At 52.8% G+C, this 19,979-nt stretch carries 20 protein-coding genes; 6 read left to right on the top strand and 14 right to left on the bottom strand.

Annotation, left to right across the window (positions count from 1 at the left end; translation table 11 throughout):
• Positions 1-494: 494 nt before the first annotated feature.
• From dnaB to HMPREF2554_RS11095, 7 genes are all read right to left on the bottom strand, one after another.
• The gene (gene dnaB / locus HMPREF2554_RS11125) at positions 495-1,853 is read right to left on the bottom strand and encodes a replicative DNA helicase (protein ID WP_013398176.1); all 1,359 of its coding nucleotides are present in this window, start codon (positions 1,851-1,853) and stop codon (positions 495-497) included.
• Between the two features lie 111 nt (positions 1,854-1,964).
• Positions 1,965-2,828 carry an SDR family oxidoreductase gene (locus tag HMPREF2554_RS11120; RefSeq protein WP_070555459.1) on the bottom strand — a complete coding sequence of 288 codons (864 nt, stop codon included), beginning with the start codon at positions 2,826-2,828 and terminating at the stop codon, positions 1,965-1,967.
• A 43-nt stretch (positions 2,829-2,871) separates the two neighbouring features.
• Complete coding sequence (locus HMPREF2554_RS11115; protein ID WP_070555455.1) at positions 2,872-4,077, bottom strand: nucleotide disphospho-sugar-binding domain-containing protein; 1,206 nt, start codon at positions 4,075-4,077, stop codon at positions 2,872-2,874.
• A gap of 139 nt (positions 4,078-4,216) precedes the next feature.
• Positions 4,217-5,017 (bottom strand): class I SAM-dependent methyltransferase, encoded by an 801-nt coding sequence (locus HMPREF2554_RS11110; protein ID WP_070555450.1) that lies wholly within the window; start codon positions 5,015-5,017, stop codon positions 4,217-4,219.
• Between the two features lie 713 nt (positions 5,018-5,730).
• A complete protein-coding gene (locus HMPREF2554_RS11105) occupies positions 5,731-6,048 on the bottom strand; it encodes a hypothetical protein (RefSeq protein ID WP_004005956.1) in 318 nt (105 codons plus the stop codon).
• A 119-nt stretch (positions 6,049-6,167) separates the two neighbouring features.
• Positions 6,168-7,055, bottom strand: a complete 888-nt coding sequence (locus tag HMPREF2554_RS11100) for an ABC transporter permease subunit (protein WP_070555447.1) — start codon at positions 7,053-7,055, stop codon at positions 6,168-6,170.
• 1 nt (position 7,056) lies between these two features.
• Positions 7,057-8,097 (bottom strand): ABC transporter ATP-binding protein, encoded by a 1,041-nt coding sequence (locus tag HMPREF2554_RS11095; RefSeq protein WP_070555444.1) that lies wholly within the window; start codon positions 8,095-8,097, stop codon positions 7,057-7,059.
• Positions 8,098-8,423: 326 nt separating this feature from the next.
• On the opposite strand from HMPREF2554_RS11095, the gene HMPREF2554_RS11090 reads away from it, so the two are divergent.
• Complete coding sequence (locus HMPREF2554_RS11090) at positions 8,424-9,416, top strand: alpha/beta fold hydrolase (protein ID WP_070555441.1); 993 nt, start codon at positions 8,424-8,426, stop codon at positions 9,414-9,416.
• Between the two features lie 139 nt (positions 9,417-9,555).
• Here the strand turns inward: HMPREF2554_RS11090 and rplI are convergent, their stop codons facing one another.
• From rplI to HMPREF2554_RS11055, 7 genes are all read right to left on the bottom strand, one after another.
• Positions 9,556-10,008, bottom strand: a complete 453-nt coding sequence (rplI, locus tag HMPREF2554_RS11085) for a 50S ribosomal protein L9 (RefSeq protein ID WP_004005949.1) — start codon at positions 10,006-10,008, stop codon at positions 9,556-9,558.
• Between the two features lie 23 nt (positions 10,009-10,031).
• Positions 10,032-10,268, bottom strand: coding sequence for a 30S ribosomal protein S18 (rpsR, locus tag HMPREF2554_RS11080; RefSeq protein WP_004005948.1), 237 nt, complete (start codon positions 10,266-10,268; stop codon positions 10,032-10,034).
• A gap of 88 nt (positions 10,269-10,356) precedes the next feature.
• Positions 10,357-11,007, bottom strand: a complete 651-nt coding sequence (locus tag HMPREF2554_RS11075) for a single-stranded DNA-binding protein (protein WP_070555437.1) — start codon at positions 11,005-11,007, stop codon at positions 10,357-10,359.
• An 86-nt stretch (positions 11,008-11,093) separates the two neighbouring features.
• A complete protein-coding gene (rpsF, locus tag HMPREF2554_RS11070) occupies positions 11,094-11,396 on the bottom strand; it encodes a 30S ribosomal protein S6 (RefSeq protein WP_004005946.1) in 303 nt (100 codons plus the stop codon).
• A gap of 224 nt (positions 11,397-11,620) precedes the next feature.
• The gene (locus HMPREF2554_RS11065) at positions 11,621-11,983 is read right to left on the bottom strand and encodes a TM2 domain-containing protein (RefSeq protein WP_013398165.1); all 363 of its coding nucleotides are present in this window, start codon (positions 11,981-11,983) and stop codon (positions 11,621-11,623) included.
• 222 nt (positions 11,984-12,205) lie between these two features.
• Complete coding sequence (locus HMPREF2554_RS11060; protein WP_141744401.1) at positions 12,206-12,574, bottom strand: TM2 domain-containing protein; 369 nt, start codon at positions 12,572-12,574, stop codon at positions 12,206-12,208.
• A 160-nt stretch (positions 12,575-12,734) separates the two neighbouring features.
• A complete protein-coding gene (locus tag HMPREF2554_RS11055; protein ID WP_070555432.1) occupies positions 12,735-14,159 on the bottom strand; it encodes a CCA tRNA nucleotidyltransferase in 1,425 nt (474 codons plus the stop codon).
• Positions 14,160-14,261: 102 nt separating this feature from the next.
• On the opposite strand from HMPREF2554_RS11055, the gene HMPREF2554_RS11050 reads away from it, so the two are divergent.
• The 5 genes from HMPREF2554_RS11050 to trxA all read left to right on the top strand — a co-directional run bounded on the left by HMPREF2554_RS11050 (position 14,262) and on the right by trxA (position 19,438).
• Complete coding sequence (locus HMPREF2554_RS11050; RefSeq protein ID WP_004005942.1) at positions 14,262-14,762, top strand: NUDIX hydrolase; 501 nt, start codon at positions 14,262-14,264, stop codon at positions 14,760-14,762.
• Positions 14,763-14,783: 21 nt separating this feature from the next.
• Positions 14,784-16,469 carry a murein biosynthesis integral membrane protein MurJ gene (murJ, locus tag HMPREF2554_RS11045; protein WP_070555429.1) on the top strand — a complete coding sequence of 562 codons (1,686 nt, stop codon included), beginning with the start codon at positions 14,784-14,786 and terminating at the stop codon, positions 16,467-16,469.
• Positions 16,470-16,558: 89 nt separating this feature from the next.
• Complete coding sequence (locus HMPREF2554_RS11040) at positions 16,559-17,794, top strand: hypothetical protein (protein WP_048778931.1); 1,236 nt, start codon at positions 16,559-16,561, stop codon at positions 17,792-17,794.
• A gap of 258 nt (positions 17,795-18,052) precedes the next feature.
• A complete protein-coding gene (gene trxB, locus HMPREF2554_RS11035; protein ID WP_070555426.1) occupies positions 18,053-19,096 on the top strand; it encodes a thioredoxin-disulfide reductase in 1,044 nt (347 codons plus the stop codon).
• Positions 19,097-19,111: 15 nt separating this feature from the next.
• A complete protein-coding gene (gene trxA, locus HMPREF2554_RS11030; RefSeq protein ID WP_004005938.1) occupies positions 19,112-19,438 on the top strand; it encodes a thioredoxin in 327 nt (108 codons plus the stop codon).
• Positions 19,439-19,979: the final 541 nt, after the last annotated feature.

The following is a 19,979-nucleotide window of genomic DNA, read 5'->3' as shown; positions in this document are numbered from 1 at the left end:
CAAACAACACACCACACCAACAACAACACACAATCAGAGTCATCATCAGTCGGTCAGGGATATCGCCACTCCATTTTGAGTGACAACCTATACAACTATACTCGCTTCCAGAAAGAAACACAAGCTAAAACTTTGTGTTTTATATCACACAATCTTGAGATTCATTCAAGCCATCATACTCTTGAAATCGTCTCACAAATGTGACACATAAACTTCAAGTCATACGGTGTATAGTTGATTTTGCCGCATAATCTCGGGGTTTTTACCCCCGCTCGCCGCGGCGACTCATACAACTATACAGAGGCTTTCCGTGCTTTGCAAACCAGAATAATATGTAGTGTGTCACACAATATTTTGGGTGTTTACTTCCATGAAAACCTCATTCACGAAAACTCCTTATACTCCGAAAATTCTTAAAGACTCAAGGCTCTGCCCTCCCGGTAAAAATACCGGTCAAGCAACGCCTTTCTTACGTTCAAATGCGCTAGATTCCGCTAATACTGCTGCGGTGGAGTCTCAGAAGCCATGTTATTAAACCGCGAGTACTTACCGCTAAATGCCAAGGGAATAGTCTTCGTTGGGCCGCCACGATGCTTCGCAATAATCATGTCTGCCTCGCCCACACGATCGCTATCGGGATTGTACATATCCTCACGATGCAGCAGAATCACCATATCCGCATCCTGCTCAATCGAACCGGATTCACGCAGATCAGAGATCATTGGGCGCTTATCGGTGCGTTGCTCCGAACCACGGTTCAGCTGCGACAGCGCAATGACCGGAACTTCAAGTTCCTTCGCCAAAAGTTTGAGACTACGGGAAAATTCCGAAACCTCTTGCTGACGAGACTCAACTTTCTTTCCCGAGCTCATTAGCTGCAGGTAGTCCAGCACCACAAGCTGCAATTGATTGCGCTGCTTAAGGCGACGGCATTTCGCACGAATCTCCATGAGCGTCATGTTCGGCGAATCATCAATAAAAAGCGGTGCACCAGTTATTTTTCCCTGCAGGGTCGCCAGGTTGGTCCATCCCTCCTGGTCAAGATCTCCCTTCTTGAGGCGGCCCATCGAAATGCGGCCCTCCGCCGAAAGCACACGCATTGCAAGCTCGGTGCGACCCATTTCCAAAGAGAAAAAGACCGTCGTCATATCATGATGAATCGCGGCAGAACGAGCGATATCCAGTGCCAACGTCGATTTACCCACACCGGGACGCGCGGCAACCACAATCATCTGTCCCGGATGCAAACCACCGGTGAGCTCATCAAACTCAATAAAGCTCGTGGGCACGCCATAAACGCCATCCGGACGGTTCGAGTTCGCATCGATCTCGTTCATCGTGGCTTCTAAGGCATCTGAGAAAGTAACGTAATCCTCTTTCGCGTTGCCATCTGAAATTGCGTAAATCTCAGATTGTGCCTGATCAACCAGCGAGTCTACCTCGCCCTCGCTCGTGTAACCGAGCTGGGCGATCTTAGTGCCAGCCTCTACCAGACGGCGCATGACCGCGTGTTCCTTGACGATCTCAGCATAATACTGGGCATTCGCAGCGGTTGGAACCGAAGCGATGAGCGTATGCAGATATGTTGCCCCGCCGACTCGTGTGAGTTCGCCGCGCCCCTTGAGCTCATCCGCTACCGTAATCGCATCGGCGGGGTTGCCGTGACCGTACAGAGAAATAATTGCCTCATAGATCAGTTCATGCTGCGGCTTATAGAAATCTCCCGCATGCAGAGTCTCCACAACATCGGCAATAGCGTCTTTAGAGAGCATCATGCCGCCCAGCACCGACTGCTCCGCGACATCATCGTGCGGCAGGGTACGAGAACCATAATCGATGGCAGTTTCAGACATGCTTTTTCCTCAAAATCGCGTTTTTATCCGATGCTTATGGCGTTCCAGAAGCAATCTCTGCAGAACTTCTATGCTAGTTTCTCATGAACGCTTGTTGAAATGTACACCGCCCTATAAATTCTGCGCCTGTTCCCGGTAGAACTCTCGAAGACTATGCGTTCCCGTCGGCTCCCCCACACAATCATGCGTTAAACCCCACAGCATAAACGACAAAGTATCGGCCACGCGCGGTTTGATAAGGCCGATCCCCTTCACCACACCGTCTGCTAACCGGGGCGGTATAACCGTGATCTTCGCGGGGCGTCCCACCGCCTCAAAAGCGTACTGTGCTACCTCGCGCCACGAGAGAACCTCGGGACCACCAATATCGTAGGATCCCTCCTGAGCAGATTCCACCTTATCAAAACAGTATGCGGCAACATCCGCCCCGTGAATGGGGTTAAGCCGCCCTTGCGGTCGCAGAAGATACACCCGGCCGCGGCGTGCCATCTGCGCTATAGCGCTCATATCCGAGAAGTATCCACTCGGGCTCACCACCTGATGCGCCAGCGGCGACTGGATCAATGCCTGCGCGAAAGCCGTTTTCGCACGCGTGAGCTGCGAACGAATCGACTCGGCGTGTATGGCGTTCACATAGCAGAAACGTGTGACATCATGGGCGCGCGCAGACTCCAATATATTTAGGTTCGCATGGTAGTCAATATCCCAGGGGTCGGCCTTCTGCCGAGTCACCCCTAGTGCCGAAATAACCGCATCAACGCCATCGCACACCCCTGCTGTCAAGGAACGGTCGGTTACATCACCAACCACCCACTCATCTACCCTATCCGCCAGCGATGGTGCACCCCACACCCCGGCGCTCTCAGCCCGAGCCTTATCGCGCACCACAGCACGCACCCGATGCCCGCGACGATGCGCCTGCTCCACAATATGACGCCCCACATAGCCCGATGCTCCAACAACCAAAATATTCATCGTTTCACCTCGCTGTGGTTCTGTGAACAGAGTTTCGCACTCTTTAGGCAGGATTACAGTCTTTGAGATAGCCCTCAATCACCTCTACGGCGCGGGTTGGTCCGTCCATTCCGCGCATTGCCTCACCGAGCTGCCGGGCCTTGGCACGCATGGTCTCATCTGAAATTAAACGATCCAGAATGCCGCACATCTGGCCTCGGTGCACATCATGTTTCGTGAAGCGCAGGGCATTGCCGTACCGTGCACATTCCTCAATATTCCAACGTTGCTCGGCCTGCATGGCGATACCCGCGAACGGTACCCCCGCCAGGCACGCTGTCTGCACGGTTCCTTCACCACCGTGCGTGATTGAGGCATCAATGTGCCCAGCAAGCAGATGAGCCGGGACAGTTCCCGCACGGTGAATATTGTCGCCCAGCGAGCGCGCATCAGCATCCGATAACAGCACCCCATCACCGACCAGCACATCTACCGGTGCCGTTGAAAGTTGTCGCAACACCGCCGCCAAGATGCGCGCAGACCCGGATGAGCCCATCCCCACGTAGATGAGTGGTCGCTTTTTAGGTTCCCGAACAATCTGCGGAAGTTCACCGGGAGCACGGTAGTAGATAGGACCCACACTGACATCCGGCGCCGTTAACGGATCGCCGCGCAGCTCGGTAAAAAGAGAACAGATAAGGTTTACGTCAGCGCTGAACATGTCGATGGTACGGCGCGGGAGTTTGATTCCATGTTCGCGGGCTACACGAGTGAACGAGGCTGGTTTATAAGATATTGCCCGAACCAGTGCGCGTAACCATCCCGGTGCTGAGGGGGCTTCACCGGCAGATTTCGCAGAAAAATAGGTCGTTGAATATGCATAAGGGCGCGCATAGAAAATAGGTACACCAGCGATGCGCGCGGAGATCAACATAGTCGGGTTAGAACCGATCACCACGGCATCTGCGTTAAAGTCACGAATAGCAGCAAGTTCTACGGTAACCCTCTGGCGTACTTTCTCGGTGGTGAAGGGATTCCGCACTCCCCTGCCTTGGTCAAGCGCCATGAGTTGTTTCGCTTCGTCATCAGTCATGATGGGTTCACGAAGATGCACGGGAAGCCGCGCGCTTTCCAGCAACCCACGGTATTTGGGCGAGTATATATGGAAGAGGACTTTGTGCCCTCGGTCTTGGGCAACACGCGCTATTTCGATGCCGCGCGTGGTTTCACCCATATTAAAGCTTTCGGGAGAGAAAAGAATACGGCTCATTGTCTTCTCCAGCGGGGGGCGTACACATGCTTGAGTGGGATCTACGCCTCATATATATCTAGTGTAAAACGGAGCCTCAGTAATCCTCCCACTGTATCGGGAAAACTCAGGCTCCGTTTTCTGACCGCGCAAATCGTAGTTATTTCTTCCGTAGAACCAGACCGATAGCGCCTATATGGTCGGCGTGACGGCGGAAAACACTGCGCATACCCAGCACGCGCTCACGAATCTGCGGTTTGCGTGCAAGGTTGAACATGATCTTGGCGAGTCCGCCCACCCCTTCATCGGCAATCATGCGTTTGGGTTCTAAAAGAGCCATCTCGGTTTGATATACGTCTAACACCTCAAACCCGGCTTCTTCGGCAAGGCGGGTCCATTCGGCAACCGTAAGCGGGCGTGCGTTCACGCGAATGCTTCGTGCCAGGTCCTTCTGAATTTCTTCTTGAACCTCAGGGCGCAGGTAGTCGGGGGTTAGCGATAGCTCGTGAATGGCGTAGTAGCCGCCCGGCCGTAGGATGCGCGCCGCTTCGCGCATAATTTCCAGCTTATGTTTGTCGGTCTGCATGGTCAGCATAGCCTCGCCCACCACCACGTCGTAGCTGGAATCGGGCAGCCCGGTCTCCTGCGCCCCGGCGTTCACGACCGTGTAGTTGGGGTTGTTTCCGATGCGCCCGCGCACGATTTCAGCCGCCTTTGGGTCAAGGTCTACACCGGTGTAGGTCTTGGGGCTGCGTTTGACGATTTCGAGCGCTGTAATGCCTAGTCCGGGGGCAAATTCGACTACGTCAATCTGTCCGCCGAGTGCACGGCTGAGCAGCCAGTTTGTAGTTTCGCGCCCACCGGGGCGGAGGACTTTCTTGCCGAGTTGGGCGAGCAGCCAGTGTCCGGCGGCTTTTTCGGCGGGACGATCGGTACCGGGAACGTTCGGGGTTTTAGGCACGATAACTCTCCTGTGATAATTCGTATTTAATATGCAAGATTTTTATGCTCTAATTCTACACTCCATCATGAGGTAGCCGCATTTTTCTTATGCTGTATCTTGCAAACCTCCTGTCACGCCGGCACTAACCGTTGTTTTCTGTGGCTTTATGTGCGGAATGCAGACTAAGGATTAAACGAAACTGAGACCGAACCCGAAGATTCGATCTCAGCCTCAATCACACACACATACATACGAAAATCAGAGCCACTTCCGCTAAGGAAAGTCCAACTTTCAGATAGTCCTCTCGAACTACCTGACATAACTATGACCCGTCAACCTTTATTCCTCGTGAGTTAAACCTTGGGAATATCTGTGAATACGAGGGGTCATGTGTGCTGTAGACACAAGGCCAGGGGTCAGAGCTTCCTTACAGGGCATATATCGCAGAGAATTACACGCTGTATCCGGTGCCGTGCATGAGGTTGTAATAGCCGCCCGAAAGAAGGCGAAATTTTTAAAACTGAAAAGCGAGGCTACTGTGTAGCCTCGCTTTTCAGTTCCACGAGAGCATATTCGCTCTCTGAAACACACACATTCACATCGCAGTCCTCTCGAACCAACACCTCTAGTTAACCGTAATTACCTTGAGGAACCTTGGGGTTTGGCTGAAAAACACCTGAAAGTCCCCGCAAGAAATACTGGGAAGAGCGCAATCCCCACGCGACAGTAATTTAGCCGTTAGAGTTCAGAAGAGCATCAGCCAAAACCACGGTCACCGGGTTTATCAGCACCGATACCGCCGCCAATACAATATTTGCGATGCGATGACGCACAAACCGAATAAGCCCCACTATGGCACAGATAAAGGCGATCACAGAGGTAAAACTACCCACGATTATCGTGATATAAAACAGGATGGCATTCACCGTGAGCGAGGGAAAAGGAATAAAGGCAAGTATCACAAGTACAACACTTACTGCCTCGAAGATGATGCCGACCCGCAAAAGTTGAGTGCTGGGGGGAAGGTGATTGAAAGATTTTTTCGCCATATATCTAGCCTAACCGAGAGTAGCTCACAACGGTGATCCTTGATGTAACAGCAAGTGCCGCCTCCCATCCAGTATATGTTCAGGAGGCGGCACTTCCTCTTATCCGATGAGCCGTAAGTCTACGACTTCATATCGTTGAATTTGAAGCGAATCCAGCCAAGTACCAAGGGTACAAAACCCCACAGGGTGAAGAGGAAACAACGCATCCCGTAACCGGGGTCTTTGAACTGGTCAGTATCGTGGACCAACATATTTTCGCCCAGATGAACAGGTAGATACTTGGAAACATCGCTTGCCCACTCAGCAGACCTGAAGAAACTAAGAACTATTGTCACCACAAAAAGCAGAACGACTGTAAGAACAATAGCTCCGGCACTATTACGGAGGAGAGCACCAAACCCGAATCCCATCCAAGCAAGTACCACAAGATATAGTCCAAGAAGAAGAGTGATTCGAAGTACTTCACCGTCGAAAGAGACTCGTAGTTTTTCCGTGAGTATCATCTGGCCTAAGAAGAATGCCAAGATACCGCTCAAGGTTCCTACGACAAAAGCTACCACCGTCACCACAAGGGCTTTAGCAGAATATAAAAGAGAACGACGTGGTACTGCTAGCTGACTTGTTTGCATGGCACCCGTGGCATATTCAGATGCAATAAATACCGTCGCCATGGAAGAAAGAATAATGCCTCCCAATGAAGCGCCTACAACTCCGATAGAGTACGATGCGCTCTTCATCTGGTCAATGATCTCGGAACCGTTGACTGATTGCCCATTCACAATCTGCGATGTACTCACATCTTTCTCATACTGTGCCAATTGTTCGTTAAAAACAGGAGCCAGCAGCATTGCGAGTCCTAAAATCAGCACTACCGTAATGATGAAGAGAACCTGCTGAGAACGTAGGGAGCGCATCTTTAACCATTCTGAGCGGAGCACACCCAGGAATGATAGATTATGAGCAACCGGTGCAGGCGCATTTTTAGTAGCGTAGGTTTGAGTACTCATTTTATATGTTCCTCCCATTCTCCTGCTGGGTTTCATCGATAAAGCTGTGCTCTGGAGAACTAGCCACCGGTTGCAGTTGAGGATCGGCTGCCGGTGTATTCGGCACCGGAGAGCCTGCGGTAAAAGCACCAGCACCAGGAAGCTCATCAGAGACATATTCAACCTCTGAACGTGTAATTTCAAGGTAAACATCCTCAAGAGTTGCTTCATGAGGCGCCAGCTCATAGAGCAAAATTTGTTCACGCAAAGCGAGCTCACCCAGGTCGCGAGCATCAGCCGAAACCAATAAACCATCGGTATCGACCGCCTCGAAAGGAAGCGACCGTTCCGCAAGGAGCGAAGCGAAAAGGTCACGTTCATCGGTACGAACCAGAACTTTATGGCCGCCTACTCGCGAGATAAGTTCATCAATAGACGTGTGTTCCAGCAGGCGACCGCGCCCAATAATAATGAGGTCGTCAGCGGTTTGCGCCATCTCGCTCATGAGGTGTGAAGAAATCAGCACCGCCCGACCTTCAGATGCCAAATACTTTGCCAACTGACGAACCCACACCACGCCTTCGGGATCAAGACCATTAACCGGCTCGTCCAAAATAACGTTATGGGGATCGCCCAAGATAGCTGAGGCAATACCTAAACGCTGGTTCATACCGAGGGAAAAACCGCCAACCTTCCGTTTAGCGACTTGGCTTAGACCGGTCATACCGATAACTTCGTCCACACGTTTCGCCGAAATACCATGGGTAAGCGCAATAGACATGAGGTGCGTGCGTGCACTGCGCCCCGGATGTACCGATTTCCCATCAAGGAGGGCTCCCACCGTATGGAGCGGAGATTTAAGGGACTGATAATTTTTGCCGTCCACAAGGGCTTCGCCCGAGGTGGGCTTATGGAGTCCGACCAGCATGCGCATCGTGGTCGATTTACCTGCCCCATTAGGACCCAAAAAACCGGTGACTTTACCGTCGGGAACGATAAAAGACATATCGTTAACAGCGGTTTTATCACCATACCTCTTGGTAAGATTCTGAACCTGTAACATCTATACCTATCCTTCTGCAGAAATTTAAGGATATTCTGTCACGTCCAGTCTACGGTTCTCGCTTCGGAGAATATAGGATTTTTGAGGTCCTCCCGATATTTTTATTATTTCTCAATCTTTTACGCACACCGTTTCACGTGAAACATTAATGCTGTCTATAAGAAAATTCCTATAGAAATATAGTTATCCAACGTATAGAGATAGAAATACTACTATATCGAAGTATCTCCAAGAATACTCCTAATACCCGTCCCCTAGGGTTGTGCGCCCACGTTTGTGAAATTACTGTAGTTAAAAATAGACCGTATACGAAGGGGTAGGGAACTATGCGTGGGACTAGCAGTACACGGAAACCACAGAAAAACCGTGCAGGATACGGCCGGTGGGGTTGGTTCCTCCTTGGTGGTACAGCGCTTGCTGCCACAACCTACATGGGTGTTCAGGGTATACGATGCCGCCGGGCACTCCACGATGCTGTGGACAAACTCGCGTCGTATCCGGCCAAAACGGTGCATCTCAGCTATGGAGAGATAACATATCTCGACATTATGCCCACAGGGTCATCCTCAGCATATAGCGACCCTCCCGTTATCCTGTCTCTGCACGGTATCTATGGAGGCTACGACCAAGCCTTTGAGAACGTTAGGGATCTCTCGGAACACTACAGGATTATTGCTCCATCGCGTTTTGGGTACCCCGGAAGCTCGGTTGCAGGTGAAGGAACTCCCAAAGAACAGGCAGCGGCTCTGATGGCACTCCTTGATATCCTCAATATCGAGACGGTCTATGTGCTAGGCTCCTCTGCCGGAGGAACCCTCGCTCTTCGTTTCGCTCTGGATTATCCGGAACGGACAACAGGTCTTATTCTCCTCAGCTCTGCCCCACCCCTGGAGGAAAAACCACGAAAGTTGCCCACGCGTATGGGACCTCCTGCCGCTCTGAACCATGACTACATCATGTGGCTGCTGTCTCCGTTTTTCAAACCTCTATTTGGGCTTCCCTCACACACCATATATGGGATGCTCCCCCTACAGGAGCGACGTATGGGAGCCAAGATCGACGCAGCTATCACAAACCCGGATATGGCGGTCCATCTTGAGGAATACCCCATTGAGAGCTTGGAACCGTCCGTTTTTCTGATCCATGCACAAGATGACCGAGTTGTGCCTTTTGCCCAGCCGCGAGGGCATGTGCAGAGTTCTATGTACCGATACCCGAATCTCACCACATGTATCTTCGAAACGGGTGGTCATATGATCGAGGGGCATTTGGAAGAGGTAACCCAAGCGGTCATAGATTTTATTGACGGTACTCTGTAACACGCAATGTTTCACGTGAAACATACCCCTCCCCTACCCCGCACTTCTCGGGTAAAACGGATAATTGGCTCCACATATGAAAAGGGCGTCGCATCCCAGTCGGAATGCGACGCCCTCACAGCGTCTAAATACGCCCTGCTTATGCGGCTGCTACAACGTCCAGAGTAACGTTGGCAACAACATCCTCATGCAGACGAGCGGTCACCTGGTACTCACCGGTGCGCTTGATAGCGGAACCGAGGTGAATGGTGCGCTTGTCGATAGTGCCGAGACCTGCCTCTTCAATAGCGTCAGCAATAGCATCTGCCTTAACGGAGCCGAAGAGACGACCATCAGCACCAGCCTTGTGTGCTACTACAATCGGGCGAGCAGAGAGCTTAGCTGCGGTCTCCTGGGCTTCTTCCAGGGAGGCCTTCGCACGCGCCGCACGGGCCGCACGGATAGATTCAACCTGCTTCTCGCCGCCAACGGTCCACGAAACGGCAAAGCCGCGAGGAAGAAGGTAGTTACGTGCATAGCCGTTCTTAACGGTGACGATGTCACCAGCGGCACCCAGACCGGTTACTTCCTGAGTCAGAATAATCTTAGCCATAGTACTTGTTACTCTCCTTCTCGTTAGCGGCCAGCGCCGGAGTAGGGAAGCAGTGCAACCTCACGGGCATTCTTAATTGCCTGAGCGATCTTGCGCTGTTCCTGAACAGTCACGCCAGTTACGCGGCGAGCGCGGATCTTGCCGCGATCGGAGATGAACTTGCGTAGCAAGGCGACGTCTTTGTAATCGATAACGGTGACGTCAGCAGCTTTCAGGGGGTTCTGCTTAGGTTTGGGCTTACGGATTTCAGCCTTAGCCATCGTGGTGCTCCTTTAGGTTGGGAGCCCGCGGCGTTAACCGCGGGATGGATTGATATATGGTTTGGTTTGAGGAAGACGGAATGTTTCTTTAGAACGGAGGTTCGTCATCGGCACCGGTACCCCAATCGTAGTTTCCACCGGACTGTGAGGTCCACGGATCAGCCGCAGGTGCCTGCTGCTGTGCCGGTTGTGCGGGCGCCTGCTGGGCTCCCCCACCGAATCCGGCATTACTGGAGTAACCGTTTCCGCCCTGCTGCTGAGCGAAGCCCTGCTGCGGTGCGGAATTGTTAAAACCACCCTGCTGGGGGTTATTACCGAAGTTATTACCGCCAAAGTTGCCGCCCTGCTGACCGCCGAAGTTACCTCCAGAGGTACGCTGTGAACGGGTTACCTGGGCGGTAGCGTACCGTAGAGCGGGACCGATCTCATCGAGCTCGATCTCCATTGAGGTACGGCGTTCGCCTTCCTTCGTTTCATACGAGCGAGACTTCAAACGGCCCTGGGCGATCACACGGGTTCCCTTTTTCAGGGTCTCTGCGACGTTCTCTGCGTAGTCGCGCCAAATAGACGCACGCAGGAACAGTGCCTCACCGTCTTCCCACTGACCGGTTTGACGGTTGTAGGTACGCGGGGTAGATGCAATCGTAAAGTTTGCAACCGCCGCATCTGCGGGAGTGTAGCGCAGCTCAGGGTCGCTGGTGAGATTCCCGACCACAGTGATAATGGTTTCGCCTGCCATTGATGCCTCCTCGAATGGATTCAAGTATATAACTCTAGGTAACCATAGGAACCTGACATTTTAATCAGGTCGCGGTTTTTAGAGTCTTACTTGTTGACCTTCTGATCCTCCGGACGGATGATCTTGGTACGCATAACGGACTCGTTCAGGTTTAGAACACGGTCGAGCTCAGCGGCGGTCTCAGGGCTCGCGGTGAAGTTAACAACCGCATAGATACCTTCGGACTTCTTCTGGATCTCGTATGCCAGACGGCGGCGACCCCAGATGTCAAGGTTGTCGATGGTACCGCCAGCGTTGGTGACGATTTCCAGGAACTTCGACAGAGACGGCTCTACCGCTCGGTCCTCAACCTCGGGGTTGAGGATAACCATCAGTTCGTATGCACGCATGATTAAACCCCTCCTTTGGGCTAAACGGCTATGGGATTTCCATAGCAGGAGATTCATGTGGCACCCGGTGCAGCATCCTCTTGTTCAGGATGCACACACAGATTCTTCTATACTACACGAGAATACGCGGTAGAATCCAGCAAAGAGAAGGATGCGCCCGCCAACCGCATGAGTGTAACGGGCGCATCCTGAAGCTAGAGTCTTGAACGCTAAAAATTCTGGTTTTAGTAGTAACGAACCGAAGAGTCCCGAAGGTTGAGGATGGCGACTCGAAGGATATTCGTGAAGAGGTCTTTGAAGAGCAGAAGGCCTAACGGAATACCGGTTATCCAACCTAAACCTATGGGCGTCAGCAGGCTAGTTATACCGGTGAGCGCCAGATAAAGCAGCCCCTGAATTGGCTGACGCAGATAAAACTTGTGGATGCCTAACCATCCGAGGAAAAGCCACAGCACATAGGTGAGAATCACGGATTTGGGGCGAACCACAACGACGGTCGACTGTTCATGTTCGGAGTTCACATAAGTACGGCTGCCCGGAACGGTTCCATGGGCGAAAAGTTTAGGTTCATAAACCTGTTGCGACATATTTCCTTCCTTCGTGAGTGTTTCAGCGCGCTGTATATAACGCGCTCACTGCAAGTTTAGACAGTTCACATGCGCAAACCCTGGGAACGGGGTGTGTATTCGGTGGGAGTCTGCCCTCCCCTCCCCCACCGCACCAACCTTCGTTCAGACAAAAAATCCCGCATCCTCGACTGTGAGGATGCGGGATTCTCCAATGCGCGGTGGGGTTGTGATAATGGGCTGTTACTGCTTCACGACAACGGGGGTTACACCGTTGAGTTGGTTCACCCGGCCAGGTATCAGGAAAATATCAATGATGAGCAAGATACCCAAAATTACAAGAGGAATTATCCCGATAAGAAACCAAACAGTTGCCCAGCCAGTAAGGAATAAACACAGGTATAGAATCCCTTGACCCGTTTGGTTCAGATAAAACTTGTGAATACCAGGGGAACCTAGGAAAAACCACAGCAGATATGCCACCGCCATGGATTTGGGTTGCTGCACCATCATGACCGGTGCTACGGCGATAGGTTGTACGGGCTGTCCGTGAGGTTGAGAACCGTTGAATGCGGGGTTAGAAGCCGGATTAAAGGCAGAGTTATCAGACATAGTAATGCCCTTTCGGTGAATGTGTATTCGTGCGCGGCGAACGCTGCCGCTGAGTACCATCCTACACGTCAATTTAGCTTCACAGAGGCATTTAGTGAACCTTATGCACCGTAGTCTCCGTCATACTCTTTTCCGCAGTATTCCGCCGTATTATGGGGATTTAGGACTCTCCGTGCTCCTGCCACCACACGAGCAGACGGCGGGTCGCTTCTTCTTCACCAAGTTCACCCTCATCCAAACGCAGGTTCAGCAGGAATTTATACGCCTGCCCCACAAGAGGACCAGGATCGATGCCCAGCACCGCCATAATCTGTTCGCCATCCAGTTCAGGGCGCATCGCATCCAGCTCTTCTTGGGCTGCAAGCTCATCAATACGCCGTTCCAAATCATCGTATGCCTGCGCCAGCGAGCGCGCCATGCGCTTATTGCGCGTGGTGACATCCGACCGAGAAAGCCTGTGGAGACGCTGCAGCTGCTCCCCTGCATCCCGCACATATCGACGTACCGCCGAGTCGGTCCATCCGGCCTCACGGTAGCCGTAGAAGCGCATATGAAGCTCTACGAGGCGCGCCACCGCCTTGATGGTGTCGTTATCGAAGCGTAGGGCGCGCATCCGTTTTTTGACCATGCGCGCACCAACCACATCGTGCTGCAAAAAAGATACCGAGCCGTCTTTCTCGAATCTGCGGGTTTTGGGTTTGCCGATGTCGTGCAGAAGCGATGCGAAACGCAGCACAAAATCTGGTGCGGGGCAGGGACCGTCAGCGTCGGTTTCCTTCTCGATCGCCTGTTCCATGACTTTGAGCGAGTGCTCATAAACATCTTTATGGTGGTGTGAAGGGTCCATTTCCATGCGCAGGGCGGGCAGCTCCGGGAGAACATAGCCCGCGAGTCCGGTTTCTACGAGCAGGTTCAGGCCCACGCGCGGGTAATCTGCACAGATGAGTTTGATGAGTTCGTCGCGCACCCGTTCCGCCGAAATAATCTCGATGCGCGATGCCATCTGCCGCATCGCTTCGAATACTTCCGGCGCTACGGTGAGGTTAAACCGAGCAGCGAACCGCGCCGCGCGCATCATACGAAGCGGGTCTTCGGAAAAGGATTCTTGAGGCGAGCGCGGGGTTCGCAAAACGCCCTCTGCTAAATCTTTAGTGCCGTGGAAAAGATCCACAATTTCCCCCGAAGGCAGCGCAGCAGCCATGGCGTTGATGGTGAAGTCGCGCCGTATCAGGTCAGCCTTCAGATCGGTGCCGAATTCCACCGTGGGTTTGCGGGAATCAGCAACGTACACTTCGGCGCGGTAGGTCGTTACCTCGTAAACAGCGCCGTTTTTGCGGGCGCTGATGGTGCCATATTCTTTGCCGATATCCCAGATATGCTCTCCCCAGGCGCTCAAAATCCGCTCGCTCTGGGCGGGAGTGGCGTTCGTAGTCATATCGAAATCGGTGAACTCGCCGGGGGCATTGCGTAGTTCATCACGCACCAGACCACCGACTAGGTAGAGATCAAAACCCGCCTGACGGTAGAGTTCGCCGAGTTCAACAGCATCCGGATATTTTGAGAGCACATCAAGTTTTTGCGACATAGTCTCTTAATCCTGCCAGATATTAGCGGCAAGAGCATATTAGCGGGCTCCTATCAGCCGCACCATAGCCCAAAATAACGCCGCATCGGATAAGGTAGAACTATGAGTTTTCCCGTACCGCGCGCACCCAAAATACGCCCCTTCGCGCCCCAGCTTCCGGTGCCTGCGCTTGAAGAGGTCTCTTCGGGAGGGCTCATGATTAATTTTGATAGTCCCGACCTGCCGGTGGCAATCATTGCGCGCTATAACCGCAACAGACAGCTCGAATGGTGTCTACCTAAGGGACATGTTGAAGGTCATGAAAGTCTGATAGAAACAGCTCAGCGAGAAATAGCCGAAGAAACCGGAATTACCGGTTACATTGTTGCTACCCTCGGGTATATCGACTACTGGTTTACGTCTAGTGGGCAGCGCATCCATAAAACGGTACATCACTACCTTTTTTGTGCTACCGGCGGCCGCCTAACCATTGAGCATGACCCCGATCATGAAGCAGTCGATGTTGCGTGGGTACCCCTGGCGGAGCTTAGCCAGAAACTCTCTTTCGCTAATGAACGGCGCATCGCAGATATTGCACGAGAGTATATTAATACCCAGCTCTAACGTCACAACCAGGAGAAGAAGTTGGCACGTACCGATGCACGCTCAAGCGCCATTATGGCGGCGGGAACGCTCGTATCCCGTGTTCTAGGGTTCCTTAAGGCAATCCTTCTCACGGTGGCACTGGGTGCCCTCTCGACCGTAGGTGACGTCTTCGAGACCGCAAATACGCTCCCCAACCTCATCTACGTATTGGTCGCCGGTGGTGTGTTCAACGCCGTGCTCGTGCCGCAGATTATCAAAGCCGCTAAAGCCCAAGACGGCGGCGAACGGTATATTTCCAAGCTCGTAACAATTACGGTGACGGCCATCGGTCTGATTACAGCGATTACGCTGGCGTGCGCCATCCCTATTATCAACGTTATGGGCTCTACATGGACGCCAGAGCAGAAGGAACTCGGGTATATATTCTCGTTCTGGTGTTTGCCGCAAATCTTCTTCTACGGGCTTTATACGGTCATTGGGCAGGTACTCAACGCGAAAGAGGCCTTCGGGGCTTTCATGTGGGCGCCCGTGCTCAATAACGTCGTTGCTATCGCTGCGCTCTTTATCTTTATTTTCACCTTCGGGGCGCAGGATACAACCATCAATCCGCCACGCCACTCGGTCGAAAGCTGGACGTCGATGCAGACGATCTTCCTTGCCGGATCGGCAACTCTGGGCGTGGCGCTGCAGGCTATCGTTCTCTTTATCCCGCTCAGGAGGCTGGGGCTGCGACTCAAACCGGACTTCGGCTGGCGCGGTATCGGACTGCGGGAAGCATCTCGTCTGGCGATTTGGACCCTTGCCGCCGGTGCCGTCTCTAACCTGTCGTATATGTACATGACGCGGGTTGCCGCATCCGTGGTGAGCGCCCGCGCCCAGTATGCCGATATGGGTATTCAGATTCCCGGTCTGCAGGCAATGAACTACGCCTCGATGCTCTACTCGCTCCCCCACGGCGTGATCGGCATTTCCATCGCTACAGTACTCTTTAACCGCATGAGTTCCTCCGCCATCGCGGACGATAGTGACAGCGTCATCCACGCCCTTTCACACGGTATGCGTACCGCCGGTATTGCCACCGTTTTCTGTGCGCTCGCACTTATCGTCCTCGCCGGTCCCGTGGCGGTGCTCTTTAGCGGCGGAGACCCGGTTGCGGCAACCGTCATTGGGCGCCTCATTGCTATTACCGCATTGGGAACCCCAGCACTGACCATATCCTTCCTCTACGGGCGCGTTCTCTACGCCCGGGAAAACGCGCGCACCCCCTTCCTCATTCAGTTCTACGCCGCAATTGTTATGGTCATTATGAGTGGGGTTGCCTCCCTGCTTGACCCGCGCTACACCGTGTATGCGCTCTCCCTGATTTTCCCGGTGCAGAACCTCTTCGTGGTCGCCATCAGCCACTACGAAATTCGCCGCAGACTTGGGTATTATGGGCAGAAGCGTATTATCAACATGTACGCTCGTACTACCCTCGCGGCATGTTTTGCGGGAGTTATTGCCGCCGCCGTATTGTGGGTATTGGGCGGATACAATCTTGATGGCTTCGCCTGGGCATCAAAAATTTCAGCGGTTATAACCCTTATAATCTGTGGTCTCACCATGCTCTTCAGCTATGTGGTGATGCTCAAGATTTTCCGCGTGCGTGAGGCAGATGCTCTCTTCGCACCCATCGCGGGCAAGGTAAAAGCACTCGCACGACGAGGGGCCTCAAACGAATCTTAAACCAGCCCGCAAACCGCTAAAAACACCGTATCCGGCGTAATCCGGGTAAAATCTTGGAAGAGCCTACTAAACTATAGGCGAGAAAATACATGACGGGAGAGAACTTGTCGCAGCAGATTCCGGTCGGAACCGTTTTGGGTGGCCGTTACGAAATCACCGCACAGATTATCATCACCGCCGAATCAGATATGATCCTCGAAGGTAAGGATCAGATTCTGAACCGTAAGGTTTCGGTGGTGGTGGCTTCTCCCGTGCGCAGCCACCTCTTGGAGAAGAATTCGCGGGCGCTGGCGGTCAATAGCCGCTACAACATTCAGATCCTCGATATGGGAATCGCCCCCGAAGGCAATAAATACCTGGTGACCTCATACAGCCGCCCGGATGTTTTGCTTGACACCCTACTGACCGATAACCCCTCGGTCTCTCCCGACGGCAACCCTGATGAGGCGCTCGGGGCCGAAATCTTCGGTGACAGCCTTACCGGTGCCGCGCCGCAAACCTACGAAAACATTCCAATGGTGGGTTCCGAAACCTCCGCTATCAGCGCTGTAAAGGCCTGGGAGGTCTCACAGATCCCCTCGATGAACGTTGCACCTATGGTCTCCGGACCGAACGATGACGGCGTCTATGAAGACGACGAAGACGAAGGCACAAACCGCGGAACCTGGGCTATTGCCTTCGCCGCCGTGCTTCTATTGGTCATTGTTGCCGGTGGCGTACTCACCACGCTGACCGGCCTGGGGTCGAATCACGCATCGAATCCGGTTAAAGGTAAGAACGCCTCGGCGAGCACAAGCGCTACGGCAGGGTCTACAGAATCTGAGGAAGCCTCCCCGTCGGCATCGCCCAGCGCCTCCAATGCGCCAGTAAAGGTTACCTCCGTATCGCGTCTGGTACCGAGCAACCCTAACTTTATGGCGGATATGGATTCCGGTCTTCCCGCACTGACCGATGGTAACCCCTCAAGCACCTGGTCCAGCTATGGTTTTGGTAGCCCCGCCTTCGGTGGTGTCGTCAAGGAATTCGGACTTGCCGCTAAACTAGAGTCTCCCACGGTTGTCTCTAAACTAACTATTCAGCAGACGGGCGGTTCCGGCGGTTCCTTCACCGTATACACCAACAACCAAGCCTCGATGAGCGGTGCCACCGAAGTTGGCAAGGGAAGCTTCTCTGGGCAGGATGTCACGGTTGAGCTGGATAAGGACAAGCAGTCTGCCGATAAGGGCGGCTACATCATCATCGTCTTCGATGAAGCACCCAAGCTCTCGCAGCCTATCGCAGGGTACAGCTACGGTCTGCGCATTGGCGAGATTAAGGCCGAGTAGCGTATAGCCTCAACGAGTGGCGCATCCTCATACATGGGGATGCGCCATTTATTTTTGCCTCGATCCCGCTCTCTCAAGGTTTCCCGTCCAGTATTCTCCGTCGGGTGCAGCCCCGAACATAAAACGTCACATTTCTTCTTCTGTACCCGGCGTTTTTACCTCAAACCCAGCTAATATGGCTTAGCCTCCCCCAGAATGGAATAATTGGGGATACTGTTGCGTTGAGCGACTATCAGAAGAAAATCGAGGAAGAGAAGAATGAGCACTGAAAATACATTGGGTAATCTGTTCGGAGGCGCCGCTCTCGGCGGTCTGAACCTTGCCGCATCCTCCACCCCTCAAGAAAAAGTCCAAGAAACGGCCTCTGAGGGCGACCAGAAGGTCCACAACGTTATTATCGTGGGTTCCGGCCCTGCCGGGTACACTGCCGCCGTCTACGCGGCGCGTGCCAACCTTGAGCCGGTACTCTTCGCGAGCTCCCTCTCCCCCGGCGGCGCTCTCATGACCACAACCGAGGTCGAAAATTTCCCCGGTTTTGTGCAGGGAATCCAGGGGCCCGAGCTCATGACCAATTTCGGTGCCCAGGCGGAGCGCTTCGGCACGGATATTCGCTACCAGGATGTCGAAAAGTTGGAGCTCGACGGCGATATTAAGAAGGTTATTCTCTCCGACGGTTCCGTACACCTCGCAAAAACCGTTATTATTTCGACCGGTTCGCAGTACCGCAAGCTGGGTGTTGAAGGTGAAGATACACTCTCTGGCTACGGCGTCTCATGGTGCGCAACCTGCGATGGCTTCTTCTTCAAAGATAAAGAAATCGCGGTAGTAGGCGGCGGCGATTCTGCCCTGGAAGAAGCACTCTTCCTCACCACCTACGCATCCAAGGTCTATCTGATCCACCGCCGTGATTCTTTGCGCGCATCCGATATTATGCAGCAGCGCGTCTTCGACAACCCCAAGATTGAAGTTCTCTGGAATTCCGTAGTGAGCGAGATTCACGGTGATTCCAAGCTGGAAGAGGTTGTTCTGACCGATACCGTTACTGGCGCTACCCGCGATATGAAGCTCGACGGACTGTTCATTGCTATCGGTTCTGATCCGCGTATCGAGATGGTTAAGGATCAGCTGGAGATTACCGATCAGAACACGATTGCGGTTCAGGGACGCTCATCAAAAACCTCTCTGCCCGGCGTTTTCGCCGCGGGCGACGTCATTGATCCAACCTACCGTCAGGCGATTATCGCCGCCGGTTCGGGTGCGGTAGCAGCACTCGACGCACAGCACTACCTCGAAAACCTTTAGTCAGGAGAATCAGATATGAGCAACGCAAAAGCAGTAACCGATGCCACCTTTAAGGCTGAGGTTCTGGATAATTCCAAGCCGGTAATCGTTGATTTCTGGGCCGAGTGGTGCGGTCCCTGCCGCATGGTCGCCCCGGTTCTCGATGAAATCGCCGCCGAATATGGCGAGAAGGTCGATGTCGTGAAGGTCAATGTCGAAGAGAGCGGCGACACCGCTATGGAATACGACATTACTTCTATTCCCGCGATCTACCTTTTCAAAGATGGGCAGGTTGTAAAGAAGAGCGTAGGCGCTCGTCCCAAACAGGCACTCATTGCTGATTTTGAGGAATACATCAAGTAGGTTTTCTTCAAGCCTTCATCCTCAAAAAACCCATAGAAGGTGTGGATGTTTCACGTGAAACATCCACACCTTCTATTTTTATACCCGCCTCGTTTACAGGACTACAAACACTTTATATACTTTTTGAGGTTGTATTTTAGATAAGAATATCTTATGAAGATACTATCCATGAATCTCTGTATGGCTTCGGTATAGTTCTTCCTGTAACCATTTCATCGTGTCGAAAACATGGGATTTTAGCTCGTCTCTATAAATACCCTTATAATCCTCAATATCCAAAAAAGGATGCGCAGGCTTACAATTACCCTCAGCTCGGAGTTCGTTATTAGTCTCGTCCCACTCCACTCCCCTGCTCTGCTATATACACCGCTGCAAGCCCTACAAAGACTCATACACCTGTCTTTTAGAGCTCTGTGAGCTCTTCTTATCCGGAGACAATGGCAGATGGACAAGGTAAATAGCCCGCCACGATGCTCAGTAAACCAGATATACACGCCTTATACAAGGCTGGGGGTGGTGATGTTTCACGTGAAACATCACC

This window comes from Rothia sp. HMSC071F11 (assembly GCF_001809115.1).
Lineage (GTDB): Bacteria > Actinomycetota > Actinomycetes > Actinomycetales > Micrococcaceae > Rothia > Rothia dentocariosa.
This window is presented reverse-complemented; position numbering and strand designations above follow the sequence as displayed.

Bases quoted from the DNA above. Each gene is read 5' to 3' on its own strand.
- trxA (WP_004005938.1), top strand. From the start codon at position 19,112: ATGAGCAACGCAAAAGCAGTAACCGATGCCACCTTTAAGGCTGAGGTT.
- HMPREF2554_RS11095 (WP_070555444.1), bottom strand. From the start codon at position 8,097: ATGTTACAGGTTCAGAATCTTACCAAGAGGTATGGTGATAAAACCGCT.
- HMPREF2554_RS11050 (WP_004005942.1), top strand. From the start codon at position 14,262: ATGAGTTTTCCCGTACCGCGCGCACCCAAAATACGCCCCTTCGCGCCC.
- rpsR (WP_004005948.1), bottom strand. From the start codon at position 10,268: ATGGCTAAGGCTGAAATCCGTAAGCCCAAACCTAAGCAGAACCCCCTG.
- rplI (WP_004005949.1), bottom strand. From the start codon at position 10,008: ATGGCTAAGATTATTCTGACTCAGGAAGTAACCGGTCTGGGTGCCGCT.
- trxB (WP_070555426.1), top strand. From the start codon at position 18,053: ATGAGCACTGAAAATACATTGGGTAATCTGTTCGGAGGCGCCGCTCTC.
- dnaB (WP_013398176.1), bottom strand. From the start codon at position 1,853: ATGTCTGAAACTGCCATCGATTATGGTTCTCGTACCCTGCCGCACGAT.
- HMPREF2554_RS11120 (WP_070555459.1), bottom strand. From the start codon at position 2,828: ATGAATATTTTGGTTGTTGGAGCATCGGGCTATGTGGGGCGTCATATT.
- HMPREF2554_RS11100 (WP_070555447.1), bottom strand. From the start codon at position 7,055: ATGAGTACTCAAACCTACGCTACTAAAAATGCGCCTGCACCGGTTGCT.
- rpsF (WP_004005946.1), bottom strand. From the start codon at position 11,396: ATGCGTGCATACGAACTGATGGTTATCCTCAACCCCGAGGTTGAGGAC.
- HMPREF2554_RS11090 (WP_070555441.1), top strand. From the start codon at position 8,424: ATGCGTGGGACTAGCAGTACACGGAAACCACAGAAAAACCGTGCAGGA.
- HMPREF2554_RS11105 (WP_004005956.1), bottom strand. From the start codon at position 6,048: ATGGCGAAAAAATCTTTCAATCACCTTCCCCCCAGCACTCAACTTTTG.
- HMPREF2554_RS11060 (WP_141744401.1), bottom strand. From the start codon at position 12,574: ATGTCTGATAACTCTGCCTTTAATCCGGCTTCTAACCCCGCATTCAAC.
- HMPREF2554_RS11115 (WP_070555455.1), bottom strand. From the start codon at position 4,077: ATGAGCCGTATTCTTTTCTCTCCCGAAAGCTTTAATATGGGTGAAACC.
- HMPREF2554_RS11065 (WP_013398165.1), bottom strand. From the start codon at position 11,983: ATGTCGCAACAGGTTTATGAACCTAAACTTTTCGCCCATGGAACCGTT.
- HMPREF2554_RS11040 (WP_048778931.1), top strand. From the start codon at position 16,559: ATGACGGGAGAGAACTTGTCGCAGCAGATTCCGGTCGGAACCGTTTTG.
- HMPREF2554_RS11075 (WP_070555437.1), bottom strand. From the start codon at position 11,007: ATGGCAGGCGAAACCATTATCACTGTGGTCGGGAATCTCACCAGCGAC.
- HMPREF2554_RS11055 (WP_070555432.1), bottom strand. From the start codon at position 14,159: ATGTCGCAAAAACTTGATGTGCTCTCAAAATATCCGGATGCTGTTGAA.